Raw genomic sequence first — 19,677 nt, forward strand, 5'->3', positions numbered from 1 at the left:
AAGCAGGGGGTGGAACCGAAAAACCATAACAGAGTAGGACCAAAAAATACACTTATGAATCTCGGATTAACAATGCGCTGGGGATATAGCGCGCTTCAATTCAATGGAACTTCGTATGCTCATTTCCCATCCGACCTCCTTAACAACATGAAGTCGTTTACTTTCGAAGCAACGATCCTTTCAACAACACCAACAGGGACCATTCTTTGCAATGCATCAATGGGTACCGGCGTTTACTTCAACTTCTCCATTTCCGGCGGGTACCTGTATTTCGAGGCACTGAATAATAACCAGAAGTGGTTCCATGTAACATCTACAACGCTGCTATCACTACAGGAATGGCACCAGGTGGCAGTTACTTTTGATAGTGACAGGCAATTGATCACGCTATACCAGGATGGAGTGGAAGCAGGTAGTACCGCAGTACAGGGAGTTCCTTACCAGGCCATACCGCTTCATACCTATATCGGCGTTGGAAAAACCCCGACCTCAACCGGGTACCAGAAATTCTTCAATGGACAAATGGCACGTGTAGCCATTTGGAAATCGGCCCGCAGCGTTTTTGAAATCGTGGAAGATGCACTGGCTATTATTCCACCCCCAGCAAGAACAACTGATCTCGTTTTATGGACAGACTTCACGGAAATGCCAACTGAAGACCGTTCCGGTAATGCTATTGAGATCTCCTACAGTACGCCTCCACCCAGTTATGTTTACAGTATCCCTTCGGTAGGGGTAACAGAAAATGGCGCTATTGATTGCGGTGTCTATCCGGATTATAATTTCGGTGGCTATCACCCATATACCATTGAGGGCTGGTTCAATCCCTCCTCCACAGCGGATTTGGCGGTACTCGTAGCCTTTGAAAAAGATTTGCATTGGCAATACTATATTCAGTACGATAAACTCAACCAGCGCATCATTGCAAAACGGAATTCAGATGGACAGGCCATCTATTCCAAGGAACAAATCACGGAAGGACGTTTCTATCATTTTGCCGTTTCCTATAACGGCGATACAAAAATGATGAGCCTCTACGTAAACGGGAACCTGCAAACAGCTGAATATTTTCCCGGCGGTGTAGCGAATGTTGCCCAGGGAAGATTGATATTAGGCGGAATCGGCTTTACCGGTTACTTTCAAAACGTTCGTTTATGGAAAGATTGCCTGGATCAGGCAGAACTACGCCAATGGATACTGAATGATGTGATTACCGATCCAAGACTGGTGGCCAACTTCGATTTCACCACTACTCCACCGATGGATTCAATGGGCCACACTGTTCAACTATTGGGCGATGCCGCCAACATGATGGCAACAACTACCCTTGAGCTGGCAGACAGAAAAGCCCAGCTGGGTGTTTCTATGCCTATCAATTCCAGCTACTTTAACAATGTGGAAGAAAAACCCCTTCCTCCTCCAACAGTCATAAAACCTGCTGTTCAGCCTGAACTATCCTCTGCTGTTCATAAGGAAAAAACATTTACAGACCTGGTTAGTTTCTGGAAGCTGGATGAAGAAAAACAAAATGCTTTCCGGGAAGTATTTGAAAAAGCATATGCACAGGCAGAAGAAATGCTCTCAGAGAATGAAAATCTCCGGAAAGTTTATACAAGAACAGATGAAAATGGAAGAACAAAGATCATATACCACGACCTTCGTGGAGACACACTTATTTATGACCGTCCAATAGGAGAAGTAACTGACTGTACTATCTGGTGGATAACTTTTACCTTCGCCATCTCCGTTAAATTTTTGGGCATATTCCTTCCGCTTCCGGTTTTCTCGCCCTACAACCAGATTCCCACTAAGATTTTCAATCTTGTTGTCAGGAATGCAAAGCTGTTGGCAAAAATCACCGCTTTAGTCGGCACTACGATCTCCGTTGCTTCCGGGCTGGGTATTATAACAGAAATGCATCGTGAAAAGGTTTTATGGCCCATTTTAAAATTCCTTATAGTCTCGGCGGGTTGGTTTGGCCTGACTGCTATCCTTACAAGAGCTTTTACGTTGGCAACCGGCATAGTAGCAGCAGAAATACTGGCGAAGTTTATTGTATGGGCTGCACAGTTGACGAAGCTTTCACTGGAATATAACGGTAACTGTGGAAAATTGGCGGAGAAAACAGTACAGGGTTAAAATAAGAAGAGGCTGTATCAAAAGTAATTTGATACAGCCTCTTTATATAACAACACAACTTCCTCAATACAACACCCGGAAGCTGATAGTATCTTTAATCTTCTTCAGTTCTTTCAATATCTTTTTATCGTATTCACTGCTGGTATCTGTAATCACATAACCGATAGCGGTGTTCGTCATCAGGAATTGTGAAACAATATTAATACGATGATCCGCCAGCACCTGGTTTACTTTTGCCATCACGCCCGGAACGTTACGGTGAATGTGGATAAAGCGGTGTGCATTATTTACTTCCGGCAATTGGATGTTGGGGAAGTTGCTGCTTTTAAAGGAGTCGCCATTGTTGATAAACTTAGCAATTCTTTTCGCCACGGATTCCGGCTTGCGGATATTATCGAAAATCACGATCCCCATTTCTGTGCAAAGTTCCGGCGGGATATGTTTTTTACTATTCCCCAGGTAACCGATCACTTTCAGTTTAGTCGCCTTTTTCAGTTGTTCCGCGCTGATCTTTTCTCCTTCTCCCATCAACAGTATTCCGGCAGCCGATAACTGTTTATCGTCTGTTCCGGCGTGCTTAATGGTGAAGCCATCTTTCTTCAGGTATTTTACTGCTGCTTCCGGTACATCGCCCGCTACCTGGCAAAGGATGCGGTTCTTTGGATAGGAGATGGCGGAAGGCAGGTTATTCACATACAGAAACTCATCGAGGCTCGGTGTAATATGATCTGCTTTTTCTGTAACGGATTTACGCTCGATATTTTCTGTAAAGGCGTAAAACTTCTTGATCATCCCGGACTCCTTCAGCTGAAAGTCGGAATAGCCATCGCCAATACCATGAATTTCGCCCTGAAGCTGCAGTTCATGCAGCAATTTCACTTTACCGCCTTCATTGGAAAGAGGATTTGCCGCATCATAGCCTACTATCTTCCCTTCGTCGTTAAACAAAAAGGTGTTGGCATAAATATTTTCTTTTTTGATATGAAACGGCAGCACCACCGGTGTGATAAACTCTTTAAATCCACCGGAAACAATTAATACATCTTCTGCATGATGTTTAAAAAAGTTTTTATTTCTGGAGAAAGAAGTAGACACCAGCTTTTTCAGATGCTTCACCAACAGCTTCAGGTGGTGCTTATTGGCTTCCAGCAACTGCACCCTGGCAGCCAGACTTTCCCTGAAAGAAAGCTTTCCTTCCATAGCGAGGTTGGTCAGATCTTCAATTTTTTTATAGATCTGTTCCCTGTCCGGATGGTCCTGCAGGGATATGCGCGCCAGTTCATCCAATGCTTCCACCTGCGTGAAAGTGCTGTCAAAGTCGATTATATAGTATTTTTTGCCCACGGAACGATCAAATTTGGAGCACAAAAATATAAGTTTAAATAGGATTTAACAGACAATCTTGTAATTCGGGGAATTTAAGCCGGCATTATAAAGCGTCCCATTCCGGGTCTTCGTCCTCTTCCGGCGTCTTCTTTTCTACAGATAATTCAGCTGTTCTCCGTTCTCCTATCTGCTGGCGCCACATGGCATAGTACAATCCCTTATGTTCCACCAGCTCCTCATGCGTGCCGGTTTCCGCGATCTTTCCCTTTTCCAGCACAATGATCCGGTCGGCATGCATAATGGTCGATAACCGGTGCGCAATGAGTATGGTGATCTGTTCCCTGCGGGCGGAAATACTTCTTACGGTATCGGTAATGGCTTCTTCTGTAATAGAATCCAGTGCGGAAGTAGCCTCATCAAAGATCAGCAAACGGGGATGACGGATCAATGCACGGGCAATAGAGATGCGTTGCTTTTCCCCGCCCGATAATTTTACACCGCCTTCACCCAGCCGGGCATAAATGCCTTTGCCGGAACGTGCCAGCAGGGCGGTACAGGAAGCTTTCTCCAATGCTTCAATCACTTCCTCATCGGTGGCGTCGGATTTCACAAACAACAGGTTTTCCTTGATAGTGCCTGCAAACAGCTGTGTGTCCTGCGTTACAAAGCCAATCTGTCTTCTCAGCGCATTATACCGGATATCGCCGGAAGGCACATCATTGAAATATATTTCTCCTTCTACCGGTTTATACAGTCCCACCAGCAATTTCACCAGGGTAGATTTACCGGAGCCGGATGGACCCACAAACGCAATGGTATCGCCGGTTTCCACGGCAAATGAAATGTGGTCGATGGCATTGGTGGCAGCGGTTTTATGCCTGAACACCACATCCTCAAAACGCATCTGCTGCAGGTCACCGATTTCCACCGGTTCTTCCGGACGCTCTTCCACCGGGCGTTGCATGAGTTTATGAAACAATTGCAACGAGGCTTCTGCTTCCCGGTACTGGATAATGATATTCCCCAGGTCCTGCAACGGCACAAAAATAGCCGTGGTAATAAACTGCATGGTGATCAGCTCACCGGTGGTGAGTATATTCCGGAAGATCAGCCACAGCAGGATAAACAGGATGCTCTGTTTTAAGATATTAAGTGTAGTACCCTGTAAGAAAGATAAGGTTCTTACCTGCCTGGTCTTTTCCATTTCCAGGTCAAAGATCTCTTTGGTAAAGGTTTTCAGCCGCCTTATTTCCGGGAAGGTTAAGCCCAGGCTTTTTACCAGTTCTATATTCCGCAATGATTCTGTAATGGCGCCGGAGAGCTGCAATGTTTCGCGGTTAATGGCCCGCTGCACGGTTTTCATTTTCTTGCTGAGCAAACCGGTGAGTCCACCCAGGAAAATAATCCCTACCACAAATACGGGTATCAGCGCCCAGTGTTTGGTAATGGCGTACCAGATCAGGAATCCCATACCCACCAGGGAAGTAAAGAGGATGTTGATAAAAGCCGTAATAAAACGTTCTGTATCTGTTCTTACCTTTTGCAGTACGGCAAGTGTTTCTCCGCTCCGCTGCTCTTCATATTCCTCAAACGACAGCCGGAGCGTTTGTTTGAGCCCATCGTTGAATACCTGCATCCCGAATTTCTGCACTACCAGGCGAAGAAAATATTCCTGGAAAGATTTTGCCAGCCGTGCCAGCAAAGCAATTACCACTGCAACGCCCAGCCAGAACAACACCCCGTTCACCAGTTGCTTTTCGGGCATACTGTTTACCTTACCGGCATAGTCATCGATGATTTTACCGAAAATCAACGGGTCTGTCATCACCAGCACCTGGCTGACGCCGGCCAGTAATAAAGATAAAATGACCAGCCACTTGTGCGGCTTCAAATAGTTCCAGAGAACCTTCATATTTTAAAATTACGACAAACGGGTAACATGTACCAAAATGAAGAGAGGCCGGATCAGCGTTTGACCCGGCCTCTCATTTTCCGTTACGGATTAATTTTTTGCCCTGATGGCTTTTACTTCCGCAGCAGTAACCGCACTGGCCTTGTTACCGAAATTATTTCTCACATAAGTCAGTACATCCGCTATTTCCTGGTCTTTCAGAAAATTATGCGGCGGCATATTATTGGAATAATACTCGTCATCTATCGGAACAGACGACTGCATGCCCTTTAATATCACCTGTACCAATGTGGGTTTATCACCCAGCACAAAAGTAGTTTTAATCAGCGGCGGATTTAAATGTGGTACGCCACTGCCATCTACCTGGTGGCAGGTAAGACAATATTGCTCATATACCTTTTTGCCGCGTGCTATCGCAGGATTGGCGCCGGGCTTTTTTGTCTGCGCAGATAAAAAAGAAAGCACTGCACTGAATGCAACACCTGTTAAAATGATCCTCTTCATACAATATCATTATTTACCACTGTAGGTAATCTTATAAACCGTTCCTTTTACATCATCTGTTACATACAGGGAACCATCGGGACCCTGTGCCAGTCCGCAGGGGCGGTGCTTTGCCTGGCCTGGCGACTGGATGTCCGGTACACCGGCAAAATCATCTGCAAAAACCTCCCATTTACCGGATGGTTTCCCATCTTTAAACGGTACAAATGCTACGAAATAACCCTTCTGTCCTTTCTGACGGTTCCAGGAACCATGAAAAGCCACAAAAGCGCCATTCTTATATTTCGCCGGAAACTGGCTGCCGGTATAGAACAACAAACCGTTTGGCGCCATGTGCGCAGGAAATGCCACTACCGGATCAATGGCGTTTTCACCACCGGTTTTCTTTCCGTCGCCACCATATTCGGGCGACAGTATTTTCTTTTGCTGTTGGCCGTCGTAATAAATATAGGGCCAGCCGGCATCATCTCCTTTCTTCAAAGCATACATACACTCAGCGGGTAATTCGTTGCCCTGCTGCAGGTTGTAATATTCCGGGAACATGTCAAACAGTCCGTCTCTTCCGTGTTGCATTACAAATAACTGGTTATCTGTTGTATTCCAGTCGAGCCCCACCACGTTACGCAGACCGGTAGCGTAGCGGCTGCCATCGCCATAGGTCTGGTTCTGCTTATCTGCGCGGAATTGCCAGATGCCTGCCGCCGAATCGCGGATAGGACAGCCTTCCATGCCTTTGGAACCTTTTGCGCGGTCCTGCACCTGGCAGGAATTGGAGTAGGCGCCGATGTTCACGTAAATATTTCCGTCGTTGTCCAGCGTTAAGGCTTTGGCTTCGTGCTGGTGGCGGTTAATCAATCCCGTTACAATTTTTTCCGGCTGTTCGGGGTTGATCACTTCAAATTTGTCGTTCAGGGCATAACGGTATACGTCCTCATCAGAGGAAGTATACAGGTATTTCCCTTTGATCACCATGCCGGTACCGCGGTAAGTGCCAAAGGTTTTTACGTCATTGCCATGTATAACCGCAATTGCTTTTCCCGGTTTTGAAGTCTGGATTTTTACATAGACATCCCCCAGCGGAGTGACCGCTATGTGGCGGGCTGCGCCCAGGTTTTCCGCTATTGCCTGCGCCTTGAATCCTGCGGGCAGTTTCAACCCTGCATTGCCGGGATCTGCCACTGTACGCCGAACAGCGCTGCTGTCGCCGTTATTGGCCAGGCATTGAACAGATAACAGCGTCATCATGGACAAACATCCCAGGAGAACTACTCTTGTTTTCATATTTTCTTTATTTACAATGATTGATGAGGGGATATGTAAACTTACCGTGTAAAAATAATAAGGCTTTTTATGGAATTGGTAATTTATGGATGAATGGCATCAGCTCCGGGCTACCAGGGAAGTGTAATACTTCACCAGGTAATGATAAATCACCAGCTCATGCAAACGGGCGTTGGCCGTAAACATCCGGTTCAGGAACATGTGCAGGTAATGCGGTGGCAATTCTGTTACGGCTGCCGGTTGTTTGGTCCGGAGTTCCAGGATGATATCCTTCCACGCAGCCGCCCGCGCTGCAAGTATTTCGCGCGCGCCATCCGGTAACGTATAATCGTTCACGTTATCAGACAGTACATCCGTAACCTGCCTGTGGTGCTCCCGGTATTTATTATTCAATTGCCGCAGCAGGGAGGCATTTCCATGATGCTCCGCAAAGTACTGTTGTTGCAATTGCTGCAACAATTTCAATTTCATCAGCGGCGTATAGCCGAAACCGTTTAATAATTCATCTGCTCCTTTTAGCGCCAGCAGCCAGCGTTCCTCGTTTTCTGCGCCGCTTATGGTAAGTAACAGCCTCAACACTGCTTCACTGTCGTGAAAAAAGAAAGCCTCGCTTTGTTCCATCAGCGCCGGCCCGTACCGCTCCAGCTCCCGCACATAAGTATCCAGCTGTATCTTCTGTACAATATCACTGTTAAGATAAGGAAGCAGCAATGCATCTATCTCCTGTATTACGGCGGCGCTGTGCTCCCGGTATTGAGGCAGGTGAAAGCGGATGCGGATATGATGATCCGGATCCTGGTACCGGGTGAAGAACCAGCGGTCTGTTACCTGCGACGACTGCAATCTCACGGTGAGGGGCAGCAATACCTTCAGCAACAGCTTATCCATCCATTTGGGACCACAGTATATTTTTATATACATCCATTCGCTGCCGGGGGCAAAGCTGCGTTGCAAACCGGCCGGCACCTGCGTAGCAGGCAATGCAGGGGATGGCTGCCATGCTGTATTACGCAGTGGTATAATAATTTCATTGCAGAAAGCGCCCTGTTCGTTTGCCGATAAGCGGGTGGTTTCATTAAACAAACACTCCTGTAATACTACATTTCCTTTCTTCAGTTTATCCATCAACAGCATACGGCCAAAGGCACTGGAGAAATCTATTAACAGGTCGTTATCCCCTTCCGATAACACCACATGCCCCGGCAGCTGACGTTGCTCTTTTAACAGCAGCAATGCCTCATCCGCAGAATGGGTTTCCATGAGTGAGGCAAAAACCGCGCTGGTCAGGTACCACCGGGCCCGTGCCAGGATCACCTCGTGGTATACTACCCTGGGCAGAAACGGTTCTTCCTGTAAAATCCCCCAGTTCCATTCTACAGACAGTGCGTGCTGCTGTTGCAGGTCGCACAGGAATTTATAGGTCGATAAGCCACGGCTGAAGTTATGGGCGCTGGTCAGCCGGGGCAGTACTTCTTTTCCCCATCGTTGCGAACGCAACACTACCCTGTTGTTACGCACACTCACCAGCAGGTCGCTCACCGGTAACTGGAATGCTTCCGGCAGGCTGCTTTTTCCCAGGAACGGTATTTCATAATCGTATAGGGATGGCCGTAGTAATACATTCCCAGTGCGGCCTTCCGGCAAATGAATAATTTCTGCCAGTATTTTATCTTTCTCCAGTAACTGTTCCTGCTTTGTAAAATCGCGTAAGAGGTTTTCCAGTTCCCTGTTCCCGGCGGCAAAGCGGCCCAGCAGGGCGAGGGCATTGGGGCCGTGGCATGTTTTCAGCAAAAACTTAAAGTCGCCATTATCCATTGCAGCGGTTGAAGTGGCCATCAGCGAGCCCATGAGACAAAGCGCCGGAGGCATTTCAGGATTATCCATGCCGGTGGCCAGCTCATCCAGGTCGGCATCTGCCAGGGAAATGACAGTTGTGCCTGCTGCTTTTGAAGCGAGCAAGTGCTTCAGTACAAACTTCGTTTGGGCGTTCCAGTGAATGGTACCGTTCTTTTTGCCGGCCGGCATCACGAGGTCATCTATCAGCGGCGTATAGCTTGCATCTTCACCGGATACCACGCCGTAGCCTATCCCCGATTCGCTGTCCAGCGCCATCATCAGTGGTATTTCGCGCTGATCATATTTTTGAAGGAACTGTTCTTTAAAACGCTGCAGGTCCCCACCATCGCCGGAAGTGCTGAATACCAGCAGGCGTTCCAGTCGCTGTAACAGGGTATTGGCAACGGATGCAGACAGGCGGGGGCCAGACTCAAAAAAAAGATCCACCTGTACCGGCTCTTTGGCATTAATAGCCGGGAAATGCGATGCCAGGATATCCTTAACTTCCTGGTAGCGGTTTACTCCTTTAGCCGGGTGCTCCAAAAGCTGCTGCACCTGTTGCAAAGCAGGAACACAGGCCGGCGCAGGATGTAATGCCAGCAGTTCACGGATCAGGGCATCCAGGTTATTACTCCCGGTAATTTCGGGAGATAATCCTACTACGAGGATCTGGCTCCGGATCAGTGTTTCAATAAAAGTGCGGGCTTCCTCCGCCGGTATGTCCAGGTTGGTGAGTACGCCGGTGAGCCGGGCGATGCTGGCGCCTTTACCGGCAGCAGCGAGCAGGGCTTCCATATATTCATTCTGCGGGAAGGCGCTGAGGAAGTAATGCCGTTTTTTATCGCGCAGCTGGTATTCAAAATAGCGGGAGGCGTTACCGGAATGATATAAACTGCTATTGGGAAAATAAAGCAGTTGCCTGCTTATTTCGGGCCATTGTGCCAGTTCGCTTATCAGTTCAGACAAGTACCCCATGTCCAGCCGGGCTACGGGTTGGTGCTGATGTATGGCAGGGGCTGGTAACCGGGTAGGGCCTGTATGAATGTAGCCGGTACTGCAACCGGCAAATAAGCCGTATGGTGTGCAGCGGGTGCTCATTCTCAGGAGGTAACGGTAAAGCGCCAACGGCAGTTTCAGGGAAGTATCGGGGGATGGCAGCCACTTCATCATTTCTGCATGAAGCGCGGGGCTGGCCAGGAAAACGGCCTCCTGTAATAACGGATGGGTATATATTTCCCGGAGGGCTGATACAAAGGAAGGCTGATCACTGCGGGTGTTACAATGCAATTGTAACACTTCCTCATATGACAATAGTGGCATTCTCAGTAAAAAGAAATCGCAGGTGCGCAGCACGGACATAGATAGCTGGCATACTTACTTTAGTAGGAAAGCTACGCCTTCCGGCTCTGTATGCTTGATAAAGATAAAAATGTTTTTTCAGGATCTCAGGTGACGGCTATTTTGACACCTGGAATAACCCGTTCCATTTCATCTACAAATTTCTTATAACTGGCAGGTTTACCCAGGTAACCCTGCCGTTCTTCCTGGCAAAGATGTTGGACCTCGCGACTGGAATAAGCAGTAACAAGAATAAAAACGCAGTCCTTTTTAAGAAACTTCGCTATAATATCTCTTGTATTGCCTCTTAGGTTAACATCCAAAAAAACGACGTCCACTTTTCTCTCAGCAATCAGGCTTTCCACGGTGTCCAGCTCTGATGCTTTTTTTACAAGTTTCAGATAGGATGTTCTTTGGATATAGCTTTCCAGTATATCTAATGCCAGAGGCTCGTCATCTACTATGGCACATCTGTATTGCATTTCTTACCAAAGGGGTTAATCAATTAGGAATAATAATCAAATTTGTTAAAGACCTAGCGAAATAAACCTGTCAAAGTAGTAGGAGTAGTGGGAATACTTGAAGGTATTGTTGCTGCTCCATCATAACTGGATGCCCTTATGTTTTCTATTGTACTTATATCAGCTTTTGAAACAATTTCTTTTTCTAAAATTAACATAGGGCGGCGATTCACAGACAATTTAGTTTCCGACATAAAATATGCATTTAAAGTGACCTGATAGACAAATCAACGACCGAATCTCGCCCAATGATCTTAAATATCATATTTTATTAGACATAATTGCTTTTTTCTTCGACCAACAGCCCTTGTTATGGATCCCGGTAATTACTCTTCGTCCTCCTCATTATAGTTGGCAATGCCAAGCAGTCGCTTGAGGTCTTGCCGGGAGGCTTTGGAAATAATCACAGACTGGCCGTTAACGACTTCCACGGTATTACCCATGATAGATTTAATAGCCTGCAATCTTACAATATACGATTTATGGATACGCATGAACTGATCAGGCGGCAAAATATCTTCTATTGCTTTCATGCGCATATAGGTAATGATATTTTTTTCCCTGCATGCAATCTTGATATAGTCTTTCATCCCTTCCACGTAATAAATGTCGTCGAAGAGGATTTTTGTCAGCTTGTTATTATCTTTTACAAACAGGTGATTGGTATTCTGCACTTTGGGTCTGGCGGTTTCTGCGGCTGCGGGCTGCCAGCGCTGACTGATATGTGCCCGCGCTTTGTTTACGGCTTTAAGGAATCTGTCGAACGATATAGGCTTCACCAGGTAATCCACGGCATCCAGCTCAAAACCAGCAATGGCATGGTCCCTGGAGGCAGTGGTAAAAATAACAACAGGCGGATTGCTCAGAGAACGGATCATTTCGATGCCATTAATATTGGGCATCTGGATATCGGAAAACAGCAGGTCCACAGGCTGCCGTTGCAATTCATTGATTGCATCAAAGGCATTTTCGCAAAAGGCTACAGGTTGCAGATAAGGCACCCTTCCAATGTAATTTTCCATCAGATCCCTCGCAAACGGCTCATCGTCCACTACAAGGCAGGTAATTACTTGATCCATATTTTTTCTAGTTCAACGTTAGTGTCAAGACAACTTTGTAATATTCGGGATTATTTTCAATAAATAAAATGTGTTGATCAGGATATAATAGAATAAGCCTTTTACGGGTGTTGCTTAATCCGATCCCCCCGGATATCTTTTTGCCTTCCGGCAGCTCTCCTTTGCTATTCGAAATTTCAAATCTCAGCCGGTTATCCGATACATCCATTGATGCGTGAATCCAGCATTTATCTGCTGTAGTACTATGTGAATATTTAAAAGCATTTTCTACAAAAGGAAACATCAGCAATGGCGCTATCTGGTAGCCCTCCATCTTCTCTGTATCGCAATCGAAATGTATACTGGCATTTTTTCCATAACGCACACTTTCCAGTTCTACATAATTTTTCAGGAACTCCGCTTCCAGACCCAGCGGCACCATTTCTGTATTTGAGTCATAGAGCGTATACCGCATCATTTCCGACAGGTGCATGATCAGGTCCGATGCCAGCGCGTCATTCCTGATAGACAATGAATAGATATTATTCAGTGTATTAAACAGGAAATGCGGGTTCAGCTGGGAGCGGAGAAAATCAACCTCCAGGTTCAGGTTATCCCGCTCCAGCCTCAATGTACGGGTGGAAGCGCGGATAATGTCCAGGATCAGTTTCAATGACATGGGCGGCGCTACAGTCATCAACACCGGAAAGAAAATCTTCAGCAAATGATTAGGTGAAAAAGTATCCCTCCATCCGCTGTTAACCACCCGCTCCAGGAATTCCCTCACCGGAACATCCGTAATCTCCAGAAATATAAGTACATACAACGAGCATAGGTAATTAATAACAGACCAGAACAGGAAAGGTATTATTAAACATACAATCGTAAGAAAAAAGTATCCCTTCAGTAAAACCTTCGGTATTGTAAAATAAAAAACGAAATAAAAAAAGAACATGGCGCCCAGCACATTCCGGATAACAAATACAAGACTGGCGCTGGCGGAAACAGTAAAAGTACCACTCAATAATAAAGCATAGAACATTGCCATGCATCCCCACATGAGCACATGCGCCCATATCCTGACTCTCGTTCCATAATACTTATCAGATAAAAAAAATGAAAACCATTCCATGAGTTTCCGGCTGATATCAGGCGGCTCTCCATTGGTTTTTCTTCTGAAAAAAGCTAGCATCGTATCCCTGAATATAAAAAATTTACACTAAGCAGGAAGCAAGTAAGATAAAAATACTTTACCAATCTGAATTTTCTTTTATCATATAAATTTTTAATATTATACAAATACCCTTTTCAGTCTATAACTTACACATTATGAATGTCTTCTGCCAGCACCCAAAGTACACAATGTTGGATACAACCGCATTTTCATCGCGTTTATGAGTCAATTCATCTAATAAGTTTAATCGCTTGCTATTTAATGCTGACTTTTGAGATGCAAGCCTGAATATGTTCGCTGGCTTAAGCTCTTTGCCGTTACAAATTCTACAAAAACAAGGATGAAGCGTGCATTAACCTGCACAAAAGATACTTTCATCCATTGTTGTTACCATTGTCACTTAAAAGATTGACATTTAACTTATTAATAATATTACACCAATCTGGTCAGAAAACCTAGCGAATTTTGTCCTGCGTGAACTCCAAAAAAAGATTATAGCTGAGGGTATGAACATCTACCTGCTAATACTATTCTATTCTATGGAAACACTATGAATTTCCCCCTTACAGCTCTAAAGGAGATAGACAACCGTCTATCTCTTTTTATTATATAAATACTGCACCCACTGCCACAATACCAACAAACTCATCAATAACAGAAGCAGGTAGCCTACCGGCTTCCCGTGATAAAGTCCCTGGCACATCCGGGCTACGCCGGCGCCTAGTAGCACTATCACCAATCCTCTCATAAAAGGGAAAAAACCGGCATATTGCCGGAATAATACAGCGAGGTAACCAATGATAATACACCCGCCATAGAACACCAGGAATTTCTTCCCATTGATGACAAAGGGGTTCCACTGTGATGAAACACAGTGAACATAGAGGAAGGGCAAAAAGAACGCGCCGATGGCAAGGAGAGAAAGAAAAAGGGGTCGTGGAGTTATTTCTTTTTTCATCGTATCATTTTTTAAAGATCAGGACCCGCACCCGCCGCACCCACCTCCACAACTGCTGCCACAGCTACTTCCGCAGCTGCTGCCGCTACTGCAATTACTTCCGCCGGAATCATCCTCGCTGTCAGCTTTCGTCTTTTTCTTATTGCTTTTTGCAATAAGAAGTCCCAGAAACAACAGCACCATTGTATATCCAAAGAAAGGCGCACTGTCGGCCGTACAACCTGCAAAGAAGAAGAAGGATAAGAAGAGAAGGGGTGTTAGCCAGCGCCGGGGAAACAAGGTAAAGCGCTTTATCAGGGACAAGGAAAGGGAGGGGGATTTATTTAACCAGATAGCTTCAGGCGGATCTTCTCCAAAACATCGCCGGTATAACTGCAGCGTGTCCTCCTGCCAGGCCGCGTGCTTTTGTTGTTCTGCCCGTCCACCGCCGGAAGGATAATGGTGGATCTTTTTACCCAGCGTTTTCTCACAAAATACTTCCCAGTAATTCTGGGTGTAAAGTAAATGCTGGTGCCAGACCTTATCTACAATTTCAGAAGGGGAAGCGCCCGTTGGAGAAATACAGCAGAGATAAATAAAGCGCTTATACTCCTGTATGGCTTTCCGCGTAAAATCTTCACTCCAGCGCTGTTCCCGGGCCAGCTTCTTCGAAAACGGGAACTTTACATCCGGCTCATCCAAACGGAAGTTGCTGATCTGCTCCCATAGCAATGTACCCGGTGATAAGGCTACGAATTGGTTGTTTTTCATCATCATAATTTCATTTTTTATTTGTTATTACCAAGATGAAATTATTTCAGAATACTAAAGTCTTGTGCGTATCTTAGACAGACTTATTTCCGTATTATAATCGTATTATTATGAGTAAGGAAGAATTGCTTAACCTGGAACGGCTGATGAATTACATTGCTTATCAATACCTGAAAAAGGTAAGCTGGGAAGATGTTTCAAAAACAGAATGGAGCCATGTTGTAGATGAGTTCAACACGATCATCGGCAAACAGCAGCGCTTCAGGAAATTAGCCGCACCTCCTTCCCTGTTCGGCGACAATTATTTCTATGAACACCTCGTGATCCGGAAACTGAAAGCCGCTAAAAACAATACTGCCATTGCAGCATTGAGCAGCCCGAATTTCTCCAAACTGAATGTAATAGCAGTGGCACTTGGCTTCAGCAGTTACATTGATTTCATCAATAACTCGTCAGAGGTATATCCCTTTCATGAACTTAAAATCGGTATTCCCCTGTCGGCAGTCAATCATAAATTACTGGATCACCTGGTGGGATACTGGTATTGCTATAACCGTAACCTTCCGTTTAAGTCGGGTAAGAAAGCGGCTGAACGTATCTGGAGATCTTCCCTGGAGATATATAAGTCGGGCGATGAATACCTTGTGGAGCGCACGGGAAGGGATAACCATATGTATTATGGTAAGATAACCTCTTATGCCAATTACATTTTTATCATCATGAACAGTACTACGTTTATCCGTCAACGTCATTTCATAGGCCGGCTGAAAGATATGGAAGATAATATAAAGAGATCCGGGTATGCCATCAATGAGTTAAACTTTGTAAGCACCTGTGTGAGCTTTAATGAAGAACCCATCGCGCTGTATGAAATATTTCACCGGGTGGCAAAAGTAAAGGACTTCGACAAAACATCCATAGACCTGGCTTTCGACAGCCCACTGCTGCCAAAGCATATCCTGGTACACCTGAAAGACAGTGAGCAGAACAGGATCATGCAACACTAAAACAAGCGGCTGTTAAAAGGTAACCGTACCCACGGGCTTTCCGGCGCGGCCAGCAGGTGTTCCATATTATTGCGCAGGATTTCGAAACTACCCATTTCTACCCCGTTCCACACACAACGGGCAAACTGGTAGGAAACGGAAAGATGTTTCCAGGAAGTGTAAGTTCTTTTAATCAGCGGAACACAGGCCTGGATGTATTCCTGCGCCTCGTCATAACTGATATAACCGGCATCATAGCCAGAGCGGCTCAGGTTAATAATACGGCCAAAGTCCCAGATCAGCATATCCGGTTGCAGGTTTTCGTTTATGAGTTCCCGTTGCCTGAACAGCTCCAGGGCTTCGCGGGTATTGCGTAAGCGTTCCATCACTACCGCCTCTTCCAGCTCATTGGTGGCGATATGTTCCTTCAGAAAGGCTTTGCTTTCTTTCATAGAAACAGCATTGATCGCTTGCCAGATAATATCATATTCTATCCGGTGACCGCTCTCCTGCAGCCAGGCCAGCGTTTCCCGCAACGCTGCGGTATTGTTGATATCCCACCATTCCGACAGCTGTTCGCGGCATGTCAGCCCATCTGCACCGGTAGTGAGATCATTCAGGTACAGGCGGTTTACAAAAGCAATATCAGCCCCGCAGGCTACTGCCCATTGCTGCCGGATATCCAGCCGGCTGTTCGGATTCAGAGATAAGGCCGGCGGATGTTCATCCCCGTCCGTTACATCCGCATCATCTCCTGAAAATAAGTGGTTAAACTGTTTCACATCCTTAAACAGGGCTGGCCAATCGTTTGCCGAAGTGGCAGGGGGCTGTAACTGCTGCTTATACAAGGCAATTTCTTCTTCGCTGAGTCCCATATTGCGCAGTTGCTGCTCCATATAGTGCTGCTGATCCATCAGGATTGGTTAAGGGTTCGGTTAAAATGAGCTAATTCCTGGTATTTACGGATAAAACCAGGTTAAAGTTTTTCTTTAGGTATTGTAAAGATAGATAATGTTCTGATACGACTGCACGCAATATCAATAATAGCTTCACGGGCAGCTACCCGAAAGCGGATTGTCTCCGGCCCCGGCGCCGGGTTAAATACCGTTTATCCGTTACCGGTAGCCCCTTCAATGTCCGGCCGGCGGTTAATTGCAACAACCAATGCCTTTCCTGTGTTTTGATAGTAAGTGCTTTGATTATGACTACTTCTACAGACAATCCCGGCAAAAAAATCAGGGATACGGTGCCCCGCACTTCGCAGGGCATCTTCCGGCTGCCCGCCCAACGTCCCACTATCCTGGAAGCCATTAAAGCTTCCAACTACGACCGGGTAAAAGACCTGATCCCCATCCGGATGAGCAGGATGAGTACATCGCCCTTCGCTTTTTACAGGGGCACTGGCGATATTATGGCACGGGATCTCTCCTCATTACCGCATACCCGCTTGCAGGTACAGGCAATGGGCGACTGCCACCTGATGAACTTTGGCGGGTTTGCCACACCGGAACGTAACCTGATCTTCGATGCCAACGATTTTGATGAAACACTGCCCGCACCGTGGGAGTGGGATGTAAAACGGCTGGCCACCAGCTTTGTACTGGCAGCACGGCATAACAATATGCGGGAGACAGATGCGCAGCAGATGGCCGTTGATATGGCGATGGCTTATCGTACCGGTATGGCGGAATACGCCCGGATGAATGCACTGGATCTCTGGTATATGAAGTTTGAAATGCATGACCTGCTAAACCGCACCCGTAGCGAAAAAGTAAAAACCCTGCTGAAAGAAGCAATGGACAGAGCGGAAAAAAGTTCACATACCAAAGTGTTTTATCAAATCACCCAGAGCATGCTGGGAAGTTTTGAAATTGCGGATCAGCACCCGCTGATCTATCACCCGATCGACCTAGTGCAGCAGAAAAAAAAGGTACAGTCGTTCCTGGACCATTACAAGAGTACTTTGCAGGATGACCGGCGATATCTTTTCAGTCAATACAACATCGTAGATATTGCCCTGAAAGTAGTGGGCGTAGGCAGTGTGGGCACCCGTTGTCTCGTAGCGTTGCTCATGAATGCAAAAGACGATCCTCTTTTTCTGCAGGTAAAAGAAGCCAGAGCCAGTGTGCTGGAAGCCTATACCAGTAAAAGCAAATACCCGCATAACGGCGAAAGGATTGTACAGGGGCAGCGGCTGGTGCAGGCTGCCAGCGATATTTTCCTCGGCTGGAGCACCGACGGGGAAAACAGGCATTATTACCTGCGGCAGCTGAGAGACCGGAAGATTGCGCCGGATGTAGAACATTTTGATAAGGAGATACTGGCGGCTTATGCAGGTTTGTGTGGAAAAGTACTGGCAAGGGCGCATGCCAAAACCGGGCAGGGCGCCGTGATCAGCAACTACCTGGGTAAATCGGAGGTGATGGATGAAGCCATCGGTAAGTTTGCAGTAGCCTATGCAGATCAGACAGAGAAAGACTACGCGGACTTCCTGAAAGCGGTAAAGGGCGGGAAGCTACCGGTGTCTGTAAAATAAAAAGGGATGTTGCAGTACAACATCCCAATCACTATGACTAATTTCTAACACTAAAAAGTTCTGTCGCGTTTATCCAGTTTCCCTCTCCTGTTGTGTGGTTTGGGTCTTCTTGGAAGTGCCTTCGGCATATCCGGGTTGGCGCTGTTGGCTTCCATCAGTGCCGCTTCTTCAAACGGATGAGACACGGAAGGAATGGTTTGACGGATCAGTTTATTGATGCTGTGGAGGAATGGTCTTTCTTCTGTATCACAGAAAGAGAGGGCATAACCTGCAGCACCTGCTCTACCGGTTCTGCCTATACGATGTACGTATGTTTCAGAAACATTTGGCAGATCGTAGTTGATGACGTGTTCCAGTGAATCCACATCGATACCTCTTGCAGCAATGTCTGTAGCAACCAGCACACGCAGGCGGCCATTTTTAAAGTTGTTCAGGGTATTCTGACGGGAAGCCTGTGACTTATCCCCATGCAGGGCATCGGCATCGATATTACGTTTCTTCAGGTTCTTTGCGATCCTGTCGGCACCATGCTTGGTTTGGGTAAACACGATGGTACGTTCAATACGATGGTCTTTCAGGATAGTTTCCAGCAGTGACTGTTTATCTTTCTTCTTTACAAAGTAAACGGATTGTTCAATCCTTTCCGCGGTGGAAGATACCGGTGTAATGGTAACCTTTTCCGGTTTGTAAAGTAAAGAGTTAGCCAGTTGCGCGATGCTTGGCGGCATGGTAGCCGAAAAGAAAAGCGTTTGGCGTTGCTGTGGCAGTTCCCTGATCACCTTTTTGATATCGTTGATAAAGCCCATGTCCAGCATGCGGTCGGCTTCATCCAGCACAAATATTTCGAGGTGGTTCAGGTAAATGTAACCCTGATTCATCAGGTCGAGTAAACGACCCGGTGTGGCAATCAATATATCTGTTCCGTTGCGCAGGGCAATAGTTTGCCTGTGTTGCGGAACACCACCAAAGATCACATCGTGTTTCAGACCGGTGTGTTTGCCATAGGCGGCAAAACTTTCATCGATCTGCACCGCCAGTTCCCTGGTGGGCGTGAGGATCAGTGTGCGGATATGTTTAAAGCCTTGTTTTTCCGGCGTACTGTTATGTAATAACTGTAAGATGGGGATAGCAAACGCAGCCGTCTTACCGGTGCCTGTTTGCGCGCAGCCGAGGAGGTCTTTACCTTCCAATACAATAGGAATAGATTGTAATTGTATAGGAGTAGGTGTAGTGTAACCTTCGGTTTTAACTGCTTTTAAAATGGGCTCAATAAGCCCTAATTGCTCAAATAACATGTTGATATATCTGATGTAATAAATATAAAATAACGCTTCTTCATCTTTAGCGTTATCACAATT

General features: G+C 46.3%; 16 protein-coding genes. 3 read left to right on the forward strand and 13 right to left on the reverse strand.

From position 1 onward, the window contains the following. Positions 1-54: 54 nt before the first annotated feature. Entirely contained in the window at positions 55-2,139 is a 2,085-nt protein-coding gene (locus tag V7S65_RS16850) for a LamG domain-containing protein (RefSeq protein WP_336387364.1), read from the forward strand. 63 nt (positions 2,140-2,202) lie between these two features. On the opposite strand, the gene V7S65_RS16855 is transcribed toward V7S65_RS16850, so the two are convergent. From V7S65_RS16855 to V7S65_RS16905, 11 genes are all read right to left on the reverse strand, one after another. Next, a complete protein-coding gene (locus V7S65_RS16855; protein WP_336387365.1) occupies positions 2,203-3,483 on the reverse strand; it encodes an HAD-IB family phosphatase in 1,281 nt (426 codons plus the stop codon). 85 nt (positions 3,484-3,568) lie between these two features. After that, entirely contained in the window at positions 3,569-5,377 is a 1,809-nt protein-coding gene (locus V7S65_RS16860) for an ABC transporter ATP-binding protein (RefSeq protein ID WP_336387366.1), read from the reverse strand. A gap of 90 nt (positions 5,378-5,467) precedes the next feature. Continuing rightward, complete coding sequence (locus tag V7S65_RS16865) at positions 5,468-5,881, reverse strand: c-type cytochrome (RefSeq protein ID WP_336387367.1); 414 nt, start codon at positions 5,879-5,881, stop codon at positions 5,468-5,470. A gap of 9 nt (positions 5,882-5,890) precedes the next feature. Next, positions 5,891-7,162 carry a PQQ-dependent sugar dehydrogenase gene (locus V7S65_RS16870; RefSeq protein ID WP_111576641.1) on the reverse strand — a complete coding sequence of 424 codons (1,272 nt, stop codon included), beginning with the start codon at positions 7,160-7,162 and terminating at the stop codon, positions 5,891-5,893. Positions 7,163-7,261: 99 nt separating this feature from the next. Further along, positions 7,262-10,357 (reverse strand): lantibiotic dehydratase, encoded by a 3,096-nt coding sequence (locus tag V7S65_RS16875; protein WP_336387368.1) that lies wholly within the window; start codon positions 10,355-10,357, stop codon positions 7,262-7,264. 86 nt (positions 10,358-10,443) lie between these two features. Further along, positions 10,444-10,818 carry a response regulator gene (locus V7S65_RS16880; RefSeq protein WP_079469250.1) on the reverse strand — a complete coding sequence of 125 codons (375 nt, stop codon included), beginning with the start codon at positions 10,816-10,818 and terminating at the stop codon, positions 10,444-10,446. A 53-nt stretch (positions 10,819-10,871) separates the two neighbouring features. After that, positions 10,872-11,051, reverse strand: a complete 180-nt coding sequence (locus V7S65_RS16885; protein WP_133256090.1) for a hypothetical protein — start codon at positions 11,049-11,051, stop codon at positions 10,872-10,874. Positions 11,052-11,183: 132 nt separating this feature from the next. Then, on the reverse strand, positions 11,184-11,936 hold the full coding sequence (locus tag V7S65_RS16890; RefSeq protein WP_111576643.1) for a LytR/AlgR family response regulator transcription factor: 753 nt from the start codon (positions 11,934-11,936) through the stop codon (positions 11,184-11,186). A 7-nt stretch (positions 11,937-11,943) separates the two neighbouring features. Continuing rightward, entirely contained in the window at positions 11,944-13,107 is a 1,164-nt protein-coding gene (locus tag V7S65_RS16895) for a sensor histidine kinase (RefSeq protein ID WP_111576644.1), read from the reverse strand. Positions 13,108-13,681: 574 nt separating this feature from the next. Further along, a complete protein-coding gene (locus V7S65_RS16900; RefSeq protein ID WP_336387369.1) occupies positions 13,682-14,047 on the reverse strand; it encodes a hypothetical protein in 366 nt (121 codons plus the stop codon). A gap of 18 nt (positions 14,048-14,065) precedes the next feature. Further along, entirely contained in the window at positions 14,066-14,803 is a 738-nt protein-coding gene (locus tag V7S65_RS16905; RefSeq protein ID WP_336387370.1) for a glycine-rich domain-containing protein, read from the reverse strand. 104 nt (positions 14,804-14,907) lie between these two features. On the opposite strand from V7S65_RS16905, the gene V7S65_RS16910 reads away from it, so the two are divergent. Beyond that, positions 14,908-15,804: a hypothetical protein gene (locus tag V7S65_RS16910; protein WP_079469254.1), complete on the forward strand. Its 897-nt coding sequence runs from the start codon at positions 14,908-14,910 to the stop codon at positions 15,802-15,804. Here V7S65_RS16910 and V7S65_RS16915 read toward each other — a convergent pair. Next, positions 15,801-16,697, reverse strand: coding sequence for a DUF1266 domain-containing protein (locus V7S65_RS16915; protein WP_336387371.1), 897 nt, complete (start codon positions 16,695-16,697; stop codon positions 15,801-15,803). The two genes, V7S65_RS16910 and V7S65_RS16915, sit on opposite strands and share 4 nt — an antisense overlap. Before the next feature lie 287 nt (positions 16,698-16,984). Between V7S65_RS16915 and V7S65_RS16920 the strand changes: the two genes are divergently transcribed. Next, positions 16,985-18,319, forward strand: a complete 1,335-nt coding sequence (locus V7S65_RS16920) for a DUF2252 domain-containing protein (RefSeq protein WP_336387372.1) — start codon at positions 16,985-16,987, stop codon at positions 18,317-18,319. A 50-nt stretch (positions 18,320-18,369) separates the two neighbouring features. On the opposite strand, the gene V7S65_RS16925 is transcribed toward V7S65_RS16920, so the two are convergent. After that, the gene (locus V7S65_RS16925; RefSeq protein WP_079469257.1) at positions 18,370-19,614 is read right to left on the reverse strand and encodes a DEAD/DEAH box helicase; all 1,245 of its coding nucleotides are present in this window, start codon (positions 19,612-19,614) and stop codon (positions 18,370-18,372) included. Positions 19,615-19,677 lie beyond the last annotated feature (63 nt).

Source organism: Chitinophaga sp. CCNWYY40 (assembly GCF_037483205.1).
Lineage (GTDB): Bacteria > Bacteroidota > Bacteroidia > Chitinophagales > Chitinophagaceae > Chitinophaga > Chitinophaga ginsengisegetis.

Coding starts and splice junctions, on each gene's coding strand:
- V7S65_RS16850 (WP_336387364.1), top strand. CDS start 55: ATGAATCTCGGATTAACAATGCGCTGGGGATATAGCGCGCTTCAATTC.
- V7S65_RS16860 (WP_336387366.1), bottom strand. CDS start 5,377: ATGAAGGTTCTCTGGAACTATTTGAAGCCGCACAAGTGGCTGGTCATT.
- V7S65_RS16865 (WP_336387367.1), bottom strand. CDS start 5,881: ATGAAGAGGATCATTTTAACAGGTGTTGCATTCAGTGCAGTGCTTTCT.
- V7S65_RS16870 (WP_111576641.1), bottom strand. CDS start 7,162: ATGAAAACAAGAGTAGTTCTCCTGGGATGTTTGTCCATGATGACGCTG.
- V7S65_RS16875 (WP_336387368.1), bottom strand. CDS start 10,357: ATGTCCGTGCTGCGCACCTGCGATTTCTTTTTACTGAGAATGCCACTA.
- V7S65_RS16880 (WP_079469250.1), bottom strand. CDS start 10,818: ATGCAATACAGATGTGCCATAGTAGATGACGAGCCTCTGGCATTAGAT.
- V7S65_RS16885 (WP_133256090.1), bottom strand. CDS start 11,051: ATGTCGGAAACTAAATTGTCTGTGAATCGCCGCCCTATGTTAATTTTA.
- V7S65_RS16890 (WP_111576643.1), bottom strand. CDS start 11,936: ATGGATCAAGTAATTACCTGCCTTGTAGTGGACGATGAGCCGTTTGCG.
- V7S65_RS16895 (WP_111576644.1), bottom strand. CDS start 13,107: ATGCTAGCTTTTTTCAGAAGAAAAACCAATGGAGAGCCGCCTGATATC.
- V7S65_RS16900 (WP_336387369.1), bottom strand. CDS start 14,047: ATGAAAAAAGAAATAACTCCACGACCCCTTTTTCTTTCTCTCCTTGCC.
- V7S65_RS16905 (WP_336387370.1), bottom strand. CDS start 14,803: ATGATGATGAAAAACAACCAATTCGTAGCCTTATCACCGGGTACATTG.
- V7S65_RS16910 (WP_079469254.1), top strand. CDS start 14,908: ATGAGTAAGGAAGAATTGCTTAACCTGGAACGGCTGATGAATTACATT.
- V7S65_RS16915 (WP_336387371.1), bottom strand. CDS start 16,697: ATGGATCAGCAGCACTATATGGAGCAGCAACTGCGCAATATGGGACTC.
- V7S65_RS16920 (WP_336387372.1), top strand. CDS start 16,985: ATGACTACTTCTACAGACAATCCCGGCAAAAAAATCAGGGATACGGTG.
- V7S65_RS16925 (WP_079469257.1), bottom strand. CDS start 19,614: ATGTTATTTGAGCAATTAGGGCTTATTGAGCCCATTTTAAAAGCAGTT.